Origin of the sequence: Pseudomonas sp. 2848 (genome assembly GCF_003253945.1) — a bacterium.
GTDB lineage: Bacteria > Pseudomonadota > Gammaproteobacteria > Pseudomonadales > Pseudomonadaceae > Aquipseudomonas.
Window position 1 is genome coordinate 751,372 of record NZ_QKZD01000001.1, and the last position, 13,238, is coordinate 764,609.

At 61.2% G+C, this 13,238-nt stretch carries 10 protein-coding genes; all 10 read left to right on the plus strand.

Features of this window, described 5'->3' with window-relative positions; all coding sequences use genetic code 11:
• Nucleotides 1-132: 132 nt before the first annotated feature.
• The 10 genes from gyrA (at nt 133) to DFS21_RS03550 (ending at nt 13,231) form a co-directional block, all read left to right on the plus strand.
• Nucleotides 133-2,895, plus strand: coding sequence for a DNA gyrase subunit A (gene gyrA, locus DFS21_RS03505; protein WP_111531823.1), 2,763 nt, complete (start codon nt 133-135; stop codon nt 2,893-2,895).
• Between the two features lie 157 nt (nt 2,896-3,052).
• Nucleotides 3,053-4,138, plus strand: a complete 1,086-nt coding sequence (gene serC, locus DFS21_RS03510) for a 3-phosphoserine/phosphohydroxythreonine transaminase (protein ID WP_111531824.1) — start codon at nt 3,053-3,055, stop codon at nt 4,136-4,138.
• Complete coding sequence (gene pheA / locus DFS21_RS03515; protein ID WP_094010729.1) at nt 4,138-5,232, plus strand: prephenate dehydratase; 1,095 nt, start codon at nt 4,138-4,140, stop codon at nt 5,230-5,232. The genes serC and pheA overlap by 1 nt, the downstream gene beginning before the upstream one ends.
• A gap of 163 nt (nt 5,233-5,395) precedes the next feature.
• Nucleotides 5,396-7,636, plus strand: coding sequence for a bifunctional prephenate dehydrogenase/3-phosphoshikimate 1-carboxyvinyltransferase (locus DFS21_RS03520; protein ID WP_110698043.1), 2,241 nt, complete (start codon nt 5,396-5,398; stop codon nt 7,634-7,636).
• Nucleotides 7,633-8,319, plus strand: coding sequence for a (d)CMP kinase (gene cmk, locus DFS21_RS03525; RefSeq protein WP_102684336.1), 687 nt, complete (start codon nt 7,633-7,635; stop codon nt 8,317-8,319). The genes DFS21_RS03520 and cmk overlap by 4 nt, the downstream gene beginning before the upstream one ends.
• Before the next feature lie 123 nt (nt 8,320-8,442).
• Nucleotides 8,443-10,119: a 30S ribosomal protein S1 gene (gene rpsA, locus DFS21_RS03530; protein WP_046856619.1), complete on the plus strand. Its 1,677-nt coding sequence runs from the start codon at nt 8,443-8,445 to the stop codon at nt 10,117-10,119.
• Nucleotides 10,120-10,357: 238 nt separating this feature from the next.
• Nucleotides 10,358-10,654 (plus strand): integration host factor subunit beta, encoded by a 297-nt coding sequence (gene ihfB / locus DFS21_RS03535; RefSeq protein WP_023629327.1) that lies wholly within the window; start codon nt 10,358-10,360, stop codon nt 10,652-10,654.
• A 16-nt stretch (nt 10,655-10,670) separates the two neighbouring features.
• Complete coding sequence (locus DFS21_RS03540) at nt 10,671-10,934, plus strand: lipopolysaccharide assembly protein LapA domain-containing protein (protein ID WP_111531825.1); 264 nt, start codon at nt 10,671-10,673, stop codon at nt 10,932-10,934.
• Nucleotides 10,935-11,413: 479 nt separating this feature from the next.
• Nucleotides 11,414-12,106 carry a cytidylyltransferase domain-containing protein gene (locus tag DFS21_RS03545; protein WP_111531826.1) on the plus strand — a complete coding sequence of 231 codons (693 nt, stop codon included), beginning with the start codon at nt 11,414-11,416 and terminating at the stop codon, nt 12,104-12,106.
• 144 nt (nt 12,107-12,250) lie between these two features.
• Complete coding sequence (locus DFS21_RS03550) at nt 12,251-13,231, plus strand: NAD-dependent 4,6-dehydratase LegB (RefSeq protein WP_111531827.1); 981 nt, start codon at nt 12,251-12,253, stop codon at nt 13,229-13,231.
• Nucleotides 13,232-13,238 lie beyond the last annotated feature (7 nt).

Below are 13,238 nucleotides of genomic sequence, written 5' to 3' on the forward strand. Positions count from 1 at the left end.
TTGCGCAGATCCATGGCACAACTCATTGATTTGTCGTAAGTCGTCGCACCCCAATTGCGCTGCGGCGGCGAGCTTCGTTCGTCCTTCGAGGGATCAGGCGAAGTTTCACCAGAAAAAGGAATCAGGCTTCTCATGGGCGAACTGGCCAAAGAAATCCTCCCGGTCAATATCGAAGACGAACTGAGACAGTCTTACCTCGACTACGCGATGAGCGTTATTGTCGGGCGAGCGCTGCCCGATGCGCGTGACGGCTTGAAGCCCGTGCATCGTCGCGTTCTGTATGCGATGAGCGAACTGGGCAACGACTGGAACAAGCCGTACAAGAAATCCGCCCGTGTGGTCGGTGACGTGATCGGTAAGTACCACCCGCACGGCGACACCGCCGTGTACGACACCATCGTGCGCATGGCCCAGCCATTCTCGCTGCGCTACCTGCTGGTCGATGGCCAGGGCAACTTCGGTTCGGTGGACGGCGACAACGCCGCGGCCATGCGATACACCGAAGTGCGCATGTCCAAGCTGGCCCATGAGCTGTTGGCCGACCTGCACAAAGAGACCGTCGACTGGGTACCGAACTATGACGGTACCGAGCAGATCCCGGCGGTCATGCCGACCAAGATCCCCAACCTGCTGGTCAACGGCTCCAGCGGTATTGCCGTGGGCATGGCGACGAACATTCCGCCGCACAACCTCGGCGAAGTGATCGACGGCTGCCTGGCGCTGATCGACAACTCCGACATCACGGTCGATGAGCTGATGCAGTTCATCCCGGGGCCGGACTTCCCGACAGCGGGCCTGATCAATGGCCGCCAGGGCATCATCGAGGCCTATCGCACCGGCCGTGGCCGCATCTATATGCGTGCCCGCTCCGAGATCGAGGATATCGACAAGGTCGGCGGCCGCCAGCAGATCGTGGTCACCGAGCTGCCGTACCAGCTGAACAAGGCGCGCCTGATCGAGAAGATCGCCGAGCTGGTCAAAGAGAAGAAGATCGAAGGCATCACCGAGCTGCGCGACGAGTCCGACAAGGACGGCATGCGCATCGTCATCGAGCTGCGTCGCGGCGAGGTGCCGGAGGTGGTGCTCAACAACCTCTACCAGCAGACCCAGCTGCAGAGCGTGTTCGGCATCAACATCGTCGCCCTGATCGACGGTCGTCCGCGCCTGCTTAATTTGAAAGACCTGCTCGAGGCGTTCGTCCGTCACCGCCGCGAGGTGGTCACCCGCCGTACCGTGTTCGAGCTGCGCAAGGCCCGCGAGCGGGGTCACATCCTTGAAGGCCAGGCGGTCGCGCTGTCCAACATCGACCCGGTCATCGCCCTGATCAAGGCCTCGCCGACGCCGTCCGAAGCCAAGGAAGCGCTGATCAGCACGGCCTGGGAGTCCAGCGCGGTGCAAGTCATGGTCGAGCGCGCCGGTGCCGAGTCGTGCCGTCCGGAAGACCTGCCGGAGCAGTACGGCCTGCGCGAAGGCAAGTACTACCTGTCGCCGGAACAGGCCCAGGCGATCCTGGAGCTGCGCCTGCACCGCCTGACCGGCCTGGAGCACGAGAAGCTGCTGGCCGAGTACCAGGAGATCCTCGAGCAGATCGGCGAGCTGATTCGCATCCTCAGCAGCGCCGAGCGCTTGATGGAAGTGATCCGCGAAGAGCTTGAAGCGATCCGCGCCGAGTACGGCGATGCCCGCCGCACCGAAATCCTCAATGCCAGCCATGACCTCAACTACGGCGACATGATCCCCGAAGAAGAGCGTGTGGTGACGATCTCCCACGGTGGCTACGCCAAGACACAGCCACTGTCCGCGTACCAGGCCCAGCGCCGTGGTGGCAAGGGCAAGTCGGCCACAGGCGTCAAGGACGAGGACTACATCGAGCACCTGCTGGTTGCCAACAGCCACGCCACCCTGCTGCTGTTCTCCAGCAAGGGCAAGGTGTACTGGAAGAAGACCTACGAAATTCCCGAGGCCTCCCGCGCCGCCCGCGGCCGCCCGCTGGTCAACTTGCTGCCGCTGGAGGAGGGTGAGCGCATCACCGCCATGCTGCAGATCGACCTGGAGGCGCTGCAGCAGCACGCAGACCCAGACGAAGAACTGGAAGACAGCGACGACAGCGTGATCGAAGGCGAGCTGGTGGAGGCCGAGGAAATCGACGAGGAAGACGGCGATACCCCAGAGTGGGCCGCCGAACCGACCGGCGCCTACATCTTCATGGCTACTGCTTCCGGTACCGTCAAGAAGACTCCGCTGGTGCAGTTCGCCCGTCCGCGTTCCAACGGCCTGATTGCCCTGAAGCTCAAGGAAGGTGACACCTTGATCGCTGCCGCCATCACCGATGGCGCCAAGGAAGTCATGATGTTCTCCGACGCCGGCAAGGTGATCCGCTTCGCCGAGAGCGTGGTGCGCGAGATGGGCCGTACCGCCCGTGGCGTGCGCGGCATGAAGCTGGGCAAGGGTCAGCAGATCATTTCCATGCTGATTCCGGAGTCTGGCGCGCAGATCCTCACTGCTTCCGAGCGTGGTTTTGGCAAGCGCACCCCGCTGTCCAAGTTCCCGCGTCGCGGCCGTGGTGGCCAGGGCGTGATCGCCATGGGCACCAAGGGGCGCAACGGCCTGCTGATCGGCGCCATCCAGGTGCAGGAAGGCGAGGAAATCATGCTGATCTCCGACCAGGGCACGCTGGTGCGTACCCGGGTCGGCGAAGTGTCCAGCCTGGGCCGTAACACCCAGGGTGTCACGCTGATCAAGCTGGCCACCGACGAGACGCTGGTGGGGCTTGAGCGCGTCCAGGAACCCTCCGAGGAAGAGCTCGATGAACTGATCGAGACGGACGAGGAGGGCGCCCCGCTCGATGCGGTGGGCGACGACGATGCCGGCACCGAAGAGGCACCTCAGGAATAATCGATGCAACAACCCGAGCGGGGCGACCAAGGTCGCCCCGTTTGACTGATGAAGGTGGGGCATTGGCGCTGCAAGGCAGCCCCGGTGCCGGCGACACAGTCTTGACTGGTCGGCAGCGAATTACGATTTTGTTCTATTTGGCAGAGCGAGAGTGGATGTGAGCAAACGAGCCTTTAACTTCTGCGCAGGCCCTGCCGCGCTTCCTGATGCCGTGCTGCAGCGCGCCCAGGCCGAGATGCTGGACTGGCGCGGCAAGGGGCTGTCGGTGATGGAAATGAGCCACCGCAGCGACGACTATGTGGCCATTGCCGAAAAGGCCGAGCAGGACCTGCGCGACCTGCTGTCCGTCCCCTCCAACTACAAGGTGCTGTTCCTGCAGGGCGGTGCCAGCCAGCAGTTCGCCGAGATTCCGCTGAACCTGCTGCCGGAAAACGGCACCGCCGACTACGTCGAGACCGGTATCTGGTCGAAGAAGGCCATCGAGGAAGCGCGCCGCTTCGGCACTGTCAACGTTGCTGCCAGCGCCAAGCCCTACGACTACCTGGCTATCCCGGGCCAGAACGAGTGGCAGCTGACCTGCAACGCCGCCTACGTGCACTATGCGTCCAACGAGACCATTGGTGGCCTGCAGTTCGACTGGGTGCCCGAAACCGGTGACGTCCCGCTGGTGGTCGACATGTCCTCGGACATCCTGTCGCGCCCGATCGACGTATCGCAGTACGGTCTGATCTACGCTGGCGCGCAGAAGAACATCGGCCCGAGCGGTCTGGTGGTGGTGATCGTGCGCGAAGACCTGCTGGGCCGTGCCCGCAGCAGCTGCCCGACGATGCTCGACTACAAGGTGTCGGCCGACAACGGTTCGATGTACAACACTCCGGCCACCTATTCCTGGTACCTCTCGGGCCTGGTGTTCGAGTGGCTCAAGGAGCAGGGTGGCGTCGAGGCGATGGAGCAGCGCAACCGCGCCAAGAAAGAGCGCCTGTACGGCTTCATCGACGGCAGCGAGTTCTACACCAACCCGATCAGCGTCAACGCCCGCTCGTGGATGAACGTGCCGTTCCGCCTGGCCGACGAACGTCTGGACAAGGCCTTCCTGACCGGCGCCGATGCCCGTGGCTTGCTCAACCTCAAGGGCCATCGTTCGGTCGGTGGCATGCGTGCCTCGATCTACAACGCCCTGGGCCTGGAGGCTGTCGAGGCGCTGGTGCAGTACATGGGTGAATTCGAGAAGGAGCACGGCTGATGTCCGATCAGGAGCTCAAGGCCCTGCGCGTGCGCATCGACAGCCTCGATGAGAAGATCCTCGAGCTGATCAGCGAGCGCGCCCGTTGCGCCCAGGAAGTGGCCAAGGTCAAGACCGCATCGTTGCCTGAAGGCGAGGCGCCGGTGTTCTACCGTCCCGAGCGCGAGGCCGCGGTGCTCAAGCGCGTCATGCAGCGTAACCAGGGGCCGCTGGACAACGAAGAGATGGCGCGGTTGTTCCGCGAGATCATGTCCTCCTGCCTGGCGCTCGAAGAGCCGCTGAAGGTGGCCTACCTCGGCCCTGAAGGTACCTTCACCCAGGCCGCAGCCATGAAGCACTTCGGTCATGCCGTGGTCAGCCGCCCGATGGCGGCCATCGACGAGGTGTTCCGCGAGGTGGCGGCGGGTGCGGTCAATTTCGGCGTGGTGCCGGTGGAGAACTCCACCGAGGGCGCCGTCAGCCACACGCTGGACAGCTTCCTCGAGCATGACATGGTGATCTGCGGCGAGGTCGAGCTGCGTATCCACCATCACCTGCTGGTGGGTGAGAACACCAAGACCGACAGCATCACCCGCATCTACTCCCATGCCCAGTCGCTGGCCCAGTGCCGCAAGTGGCTGGACGCCCATTACCCTAACGTCGAGCGCGTGGCTGTGTCGAGCAACGCCGAGGCGGCCAAGCGGGTCAAGGGCGAGTGGAATTCGGCGGCGATCGCCGGCGACATGGCGGCCAACTTGTATGGTCTGACCCGTCTGGCCGAAAAGATCGAGGACCGCCCGGACAACTCCACGCGCTTCCTGATGATCGGTAACCAGGAAGTGCCGCCGACCGGCGACGACAAGACTTCGATCATCGTCTCCATGAGCAACAAGCCGGGTGCTCTGCACGAGCTGCTGGTACCGTTCCACGAGAACGGCATCGACCTCACGCGCATCGAGACCCGTCCGTCGCGCAGCGGCAAGTGGACCTACGTGTTCTTCATCGACTTTGTCGGCCATCACCGTGATCCGCTGATCAAGGCGGTACTCGAGCAGATCAGCCAGGAGGCTGTGGCGCTGAAGGTGTTGGGCTCTTATCCGAAAGCGGTGCTTTGATCGATTTTGTTGGGGCCGCTTTGCGGCCCATCGCCGGCAAGCCGGCTCCCACAGGGAGCGGTGTATCGCTGGCCTATGTGGGAGCTGGCTTGCCAGCGATGGGCTGCGCAGCAGTCCCCTGCGGTCTCAACGACTGGCATGTTTTTGAACAGGGTTCGCACTCGTGGTTAATGCTGTAACAAACAATCCCGCTCCGCTCATCGACCGTCTGGTGGTCGTAGGTCTCGGCCTGATCGGCGGCTCCTTTGCCAAGGGCCTGCGCGAAAGCGGCCTGTGCCGCGAAGTGGTCGGCGTCGACCTCGACGCCGAGTCGCGCAAGCAAGCCGTGGCGCTGGGCGTGGTCGATCGCTGCGAGGCAGACCTTGCGGCCGCTTGTGTCGGCGCCGACGTCATCCAGTTGGCTGTGCCGATCCTGGCCATGGAGAAAGTCCTGGCTCGCCTGGCCCAGCTCGACCTGGGTAATGCGGTGATCACCGACGTGGGCAGTGCCAAGGGCAATGTGGTGCGTGCTGCGCGCGAGGCGTTCGCCGAGCGCCTGCCGCGTTTCGTGCCGGGGCACCCGATCGCCGGGTCCGAGCAGAGCGGGGTGGAGGCCTCCAATGCGGCGCTGTTCCGCCGGCACAAGGTGATCCTCACTCCGCTGGCGGAAACCGAGCCGGGCGCGCTAGCCCTGGTCGATCGCCTCTGGCGGGCGCTGGATGCCGATGTCGAGCACATGTCGGTGGAGCGCCATGACGAAGTGCTGGCCGCCACCAGCCACCTGCCGCACCTGCTGGCCTTCGGCCTGGTTGACTCGCTGGCCAAGCGCAATGAAAACCTGGAGATCTTCCGGTACGCTGCGGGAGGCTTCCGCGATTTCACGAGAATCGCCGGCAGCGACCCGATCATGTGGCACGACATCTTCCTCGCCAACCGCGAGGCGGTCCTGCGCACTCTCGATACATTTCGCAGCGACCTCGACGCCTTGCGCGACGCGGTCGATGCTGGGGACGGGCACCAACTGCTGGGCGTGTTCACCCGCGCCCGGGTTGCCCGCGAGCATTTCAGTAAAATCCTTGCCCGTCGGGCCTATGTGGACGCTATGAACGCCAACGATCTGATTTTCCTGGCCCAACCGGGTGGCCGCGTGTCCGGACGGATCCGCGTACCTGGCGACAAATCGATTTCCCATCGCTCGATCATGCTCGGCTCGCTGGCCGAGGGCACGACGGAAGTCGAAGGTTTCCTCGAGGGTGAAGACGCCCTGGCGACCTTGCAGGCCTTCCGCGACATGGGTGTGGTCATCGAAGGGCCGCACCATGGTCGCGTGACTATTCACGGTGTTGGCCTGCATGGCTTGAAGCCGCCGCCCGGCCCGCTGTATGTGGGCAACTCCGGCACCTCGATGCGCCTGCTGTCCGGCCTGCTGGCAGCGCAGTCGTTCGACACCACCATGACCGGCGACGCCTCGCTGTCCAAGCGTCCGATGAACCGCGTGGCCAACCCGCTGCGTGAAATGGGTGCCGTGGTCGAGACCGGCCCTGAAGGTCGACCGCCGCTGACCATCCGTGGTGGCCACAAGCTCAAGGCGCTGAACTACACGCTGCCGATGGCCAGTGCCCAGGTCAAGTCCTGCCTGCTGCTGGCTGGCCTGTACGCCGAAGGCACCACCACCGTCACTGAGCCTGCGCCCACCCGTGACCACACCGAGCGCATGCTGCGCGGCTTCGGCTACGCGGTCGAGTCGAACGGTCCGGTAGCTTCCCTGCAGTCCGGTGGCAAGCTCACCGCCACCCGTATCGAAGTGCCGGCGGATATTTCTTCCTCGGCGTTCTTCCTGGTGGCGGCGTCCATCGCCGAGGGTTCCGAACTGGTCCTGGAGCACGTCGGCATCAACCCGACCCGCACCGGTGTTATCGACATCCTGCGCCTGATGGGCGGCGACATCACCCTGGAAAACCAGCGTGAAGTCGGCGGCGAGCCGGTGGCTGACCTGCGCGTGCGTGGCGCCAAGCTCAAGGGTATCGACATCCCGGAAGAGCTGGTGCCGCTGGCCATCGACGAGTTCCCGGTGCTGTTCGTCGCCGCCGCCTGCGCCGAAGGGCGTACCGTGCTGCGTGGCGCCGAAGAACTGCGGGTCAAGGAATCGGACCGCATCCAGGTGATGGCCGACGGCCTGATCGCCCTGGGCGTGAAGTGCGAGCCGACCCCGGACGGCATCATCATCGACGGCGGCCAGATCGGCGGCGGCGAAGTGCACGGTCATGGCGACCACCGCATCGCCATGGCGTTCAGCATCGCTTCGCTGCGCGCCAGTGCCCCGATCGTCATTCATGACTGCGCCAACGTCGCCACGTCGTTCCCCAACTTCCTGGCGCTGTGCAAGGAAGTCGGCATCCGCGTCGCCGAAGAGGGCAAGTCGTGAATTCGCAAGCACCGGTCATCACCATCGACGGGCCTAGCGGCTCGGGCAAGGGCACGGTCGCAGGGCTGCTGGCTCGTGAGCTGGGCTGGCGCCTGCTCGACTCTGGCGCCCTCTACCGCTTGTTGGCATTCAATGCCAGCAATCACGGAGTCGACCTGACCAACGAAGAGCTGCTCAAGGCGCTGGCCGCGCATCTGGACGTACAGTTCGTCGCGGCGGAGCCGGGCAAGCTGCAGCAGATCATTCTAGAAGGTGAGGATGTCAGCAATGCCATCCGCACCGAGACAGTCGGTGCCGGGGCCTCGATGGTTGCCTCGCTGCCCGCGGTGCGCGAGGCGCTGTTGCAGCGCCAGCGTGCGTTCCGTGAAGCCCCTGGGCTGATCGCCGACGGTCGCGACATGGGCACCGTGGTATTCCCGGACGCGCCGTTGAAGGTGTTCCTTACCGCCAGTGCCGAGGAGCGTGCCCGTCGCCGTTACCTGCAGTTGAAGGGCAAGGGCGAAGATGTTAGTCTGTCGAGTCTGCTAGATGAGATCCGTGCGCGCGATGAGCGCGACACCCAGCGCGCAGTGGCCCCGCTCAAGCCGGCGGCCGATGCAATTCAGCTGGATTCCACGGAGCTGTCCATCGAGCAGGTGCTGCAACGCATCAGAAGCGAGCTCGCCCTGCGCGACCTGGCCTGATGGAGAGGAGGGCCGGCAGGGGCACCAGTCAACGTCCTGCCAGCACTTCTTAACTTAACGAAACCCACATTGTCTGGAATGTGGCTATGGGCGTCTTTTTCGCCCGAATCTACAGGAATTAAAATGAGCGAAAGCTTTGCAGAACTCTTTGAAGAAAGCCTGAAAACCCTCAATCTTCAGCCGGGCGCAATCATCACCGGTATCGTTGTCGACATCGACGGCGACTGGGTTACCGTACACGCTGGCCTGAAGTCCGAGGGTGTCATCCCGCTCGAGCAGTTCTACAACGAAACTGGCGAACTGACCATCAAGGTCGGTGACGAAGTTCACGTTGCGCTGGACGCGGTCGAAGACGGCTTCGGCGAAACCAAGCTGTCCCGTGAAAAAGCCAAGCGCGCCGAGTGCTGGATTGTTCTGGAAGCTGCTTTCGCTGCTGAAGAAGTGGTCAAGGGCGTTATCAACGGTAAGGTTAAAGGCGGCTTCACTGTCGACGTTAACGGCATCCGTGCGTTCCTGCCGGGCTCCCTGGTTGATGTCCGCCCAGTGCGCGACACCACCCACCTCGAAGGCAAAGAGCTGGAATTCAAGGTCATCAAGCTGGACCAGAAGCGCAACAACGTTGTCGTTTCCCGTCGCAGCGTCCTGGAAGCCGAAAACAGCGCCGAGCGCGAAGCTCTGCTGGAATCGCTGCAGGAAGGCCAGCAGGTCAAAGGTATCGTCAAGAACCTCACCGACTACGGTGCGTTCGTTGACCTGGGCGGCGTCGATGGTCTGCTGCACATCACCGACATGGCCTGGAAGCGTATCAAGCACCCGTCCGAGATCGTCAACGTTGGTGACGAGATCGACGTCAAGGTCCTGAAGTACGATCGTGAGCGCAACCGCGTTTCGCTGGGCCTGAAGCAACTGGGCGAAGACCCATGGGTTGCTATCAAAGCCCGTTACCCAGAGAGCACCCGCGTGACTGCTCGCGTTACCAACCTGACCGACTACGGCTGCTTCGCTGAGCTGGAAGAAGGCGTTGAAGGCCTGGTACACGTTTCCGAAATGGACTGGACCAACAAGAACATCCACCCGTCGAAAGTCGTTCAGGTTGGCGACGAAGTGGAAGTCATGGTTCTGGACATCGACGAAGAGCGTCGTCGTATCTCCCTGGGCATCAAGCAGTGCAAGTCCAACCCATGGGAAGACTTCTCCGGCCAGTTCAACAAGGGTGACAAGATCACCGGTACCATCAAGTCGATCACCGACTTCGGTATCTTCATCGGCCTGGACGGCGGCATCGACGGTCTGGTTCACCTGTCCGACATCTCCTGGAACGAAGCTGGCGAAGAAGCCGTGCGTCGCTTCAAGAAGGGCGACGAGCTGGAAACCGTCATCCTGTCGGTTGACCCAGAGCGCGAGCGCATCTCCCTGGGCATCAAGCAGCTGGAAGACGATCCGTTCTCCAACTTCGTTGCTGTCAACGACAAGGGCGCTATCGTCAAGGGTATCGTCAAGGAAGTTGACGCCAAGGGCGCTATCGTGACCCTGGCCGACGACATCGAAGCTACTCTGAAAGCTTCCGAAATCAGCCGTGACCGCGTTGAAGACGCTCGTAACGTGCTGAAGGAAGGCGAAGAGATCGAAGCCAAGATCATCAGCGTCGACCGCAAGTCCCGCGTCATCAGCCTGTCCATCAAGTCGAAGGACGATGCTGAAGAGCGCGAAGCCATCCAGAGCCTGAAAAACGCTCCGGAAGCGGCTGCCGACACCACCATGGCGGCGCTGCTGCGCGAAGCTATGGCCAAGCAGAACTGAGTTCTGTTTGATCGGTAAAAAGGGCGACCCTCGGGTCGCCCTTTTTTGTGCCTGTGATTTCTCTGCAGGTGTGGAGCCTCCGTACCTTGGCCCGATTCCTAGCGGCTTGTCACGACTGTGAACAAATCCTTACCTTGAATTTTTTTGTTTAGTCAAGAACCGGCCTGTTCAAATCGCTCGGAGCGTGCTACAAACTGATTAAGCAATGATCTAGCTGCTTGATAACGAAGGGAAAAATATGACGAAGTCGGAGCTGATCGAACGTATTGTCACCCATCAGGGGCTACTCTCGTCCAAGGACGTCGAGTTGGCCATCAAGACCATGCTTGAGCAGATGTCGCAGTGCTTGGCGACCGGGGATCGTATCGAGATCCGTGGCTTCGGCAGCTTTTCCCTGCACTACCGCGCGCCCCGCGTAGGCCGCAACCCCAAGACCGGTCAGTCGGTCAGCCTGGACGGCAAGTACGTGCCACACTTCAAGCCCGGCAAGGAGCTGCGTGATCGGGTCAATGAAGACGAGCACGAGCACACTTGAGTGAAGGAGTAATCTGATGCGTAATCTCAAGCGCGCTTTGGCGGCGTTGTTCGTACTGCTGCTGGCGGCTGTGGTGCTGTTCTTTGTGCTGGAGAATCAGCAGGCTGTGTCGTTGGTAATGTTCGGTTGGTCCGCGCCGGCGGTGCCGGTAGCGGTGCTGGTGTTGGCCGCGTTGATCGTCGGATTGGCGATCGGACCGTTGTTAGGGGCTTATGGCTTGATGCGTGGAAAGCGCAAGATTCGTGCCTCTGTTCGCCAAGCGGTGTTATCTGACGGCTAGGGATTTCCGCTTTGGTTTTTTGCGGTTGCTGACTGGGCGGGCGCTTGAAGCCAGGCATGAATTTTCAGGCCTTTATGCTGATTGTGATCTCTTCTCCCTTTGCGTCGATTTCCAATGGGTCGGCCGTCTCTTGCGCCTTTCGGGGGCGCTGCTATCTGCTCTGTTTTCTGTCGCAAGTCTTCGGGCTGGTCTAGGCTGTCCGAGAAATCCTAGGTGTGCTTCGTTTCAATGCTTTCTGGCAGGCATGCGAATAGGATTGGGTCGAGTTCTGTTGAACCAATGCGGTATCGGTCGCTCACAGTGTCGCGTATTCCTGCGCCACTTGATGAGGCCGATGGTGCGCGGGTTTCAGAGGGGGCGCCAGGTCGCTGATTTTGAGCCCCTTGTGGAAATCGCGTAACATAGTAGATTGCCTAGCTGCTTTCTGTCGGGGACCGCCGGATGTCGGATGTTCTCTGGTCGATGTTTAAGGTCTACAGATGAAAATCATTGCAGTGATCCCGGCGCGGGCAGGCTCGAAGCGATTGCCCGGCAAGAATGTGAAGATGTTGGGCGAGCATCCGCTGATCGCGTGGACCATCAGGGCAGCGCTCCAGAGTTCGGGAGTCAGCGATGTGGTTGTGACCACTGATGATCCGCAGGCTGCCGAGATTGCGCAGCGTTATGGTGCCACGGTGCCTGGCATGCGACCTGGGCACCTTTCCACTGATACCGCCACCAGTGTGGATGTGGTCAGGTATGTGGTGGATCAGTACGAGGCGAGCAATGGCCCCGTTCAGGGCGTATTGCTATTGCAGCCGACTTCGCCTTTTCGCACGGTCGAGTCGATTGACAAGGCCATCGAGCTGTTTGCCGCGAGCCCTGTGCGTCCGATTGTCAGTGTCAGTCCAGCCAGTGCTCATCCTGCCTGGTGTTTCAAGGTCGAAGCTGGCTCGATGCAGCCCTTCATGGGGTGGGAGCAGGTAGCCAGGCGTTCACAGGATCTCGAGCCTGCCTATACACTCAATGGCGCTATTTATCTGATTGCTCCCGATGTGCTTCGCAGGCATGACGGCTTTGTGTTCGAAGGGGCAGTGCCGTTGGTGATGGACCAGAGCGAGGAGTCGCTCGACATCGACACGGTCGATGACTGGAATGAGGCGCAGCGGGTGCTCGAATCCTTGAAACGATAGGGCCGGGCATCACAGCAAGTGACACAATTATCATGTTTTGCACAGCAGGCGGGCGGTACAGGGCTCGGCTGACAGGGCCAGCATTAACCATTCATTTTGTATCGCCGCAACCCCGCTGGTAGGGGATAGGTTAAGGATCAAGCGATGACGACAGTTTTAGTGACGGGAGCCGATGGCTTCATTGGTTCGCATTTGACGGAATTGTTGGTGCGCGAAGGCTATAAGGTCAAGGCGCTGTCTCAATACAATTCCTTCAATTACTGGGGTTGGCTCGAGGATGTCGACTGCCTGTCGCAAATAGAAGTACTGAATGGCGATGTGCGCGATCCTCATTATTGCAAGCACATCACCAAAGGCGTGGATATCGTCTTTCACCTGGCAGCATTGATTGCCATTCCCTATTCCTACGTTGCACCTGACAGTTATGTCGACACCAATGTCAAAGGTACGTTGAATATTTGCCAGGCGGCCCTGGAAAACGGTGTCAAACGGGTCATCCACACCTCGACCAGCGAGGTCTACGGTACCGCACTTTATGTGCCGATTGACGAGAAGCACCCGTTGCAGGCCCAGTCACCCTACAGTGCCTCGAAGATCGGTGCCGATGCCATGGCGCTCAGTTTCTTCAATGCCTTCGATCTGCCGCTGACCATTGCCCGTCCGTTCAACACCTATGGTCCGCGTCAATCGGCGCGTGCGGTCATCCCGACCATCATTGCGCAGATTGCCAGCGGGCAAAAGCAGATCAAGCTCGGCGATGTCACGCCAACCCGTGATTTCAACTATGTGGCTGATACCTGCCGTGGTTTCCTGGAATTGGCGCGCTGCGATCAGGCCATTGGCGAAACCGTAAACATCGGCTCCAACTATGAAATTTCGGTAGGCGACACGCTTGAGCTGATTCGTAAACTGATGGGCAGTGACGTCGAGTTCCTGGTGGATGACCAACGGATGCGTCCTGGCAAGTCCGAGGTCTTCCGCCTGTGGTGCGACAACTCGAAAATCAACGCACTGACTGGTTTCAAGCCCGCCTACGACATAGAGCAAGGCTTGCAACAGACCATCGACTGGTTCACGCGCCCGGAAAATCTGGCGAAGTATAAAGCCGATATCTACAACGTCTGAGGTGGCT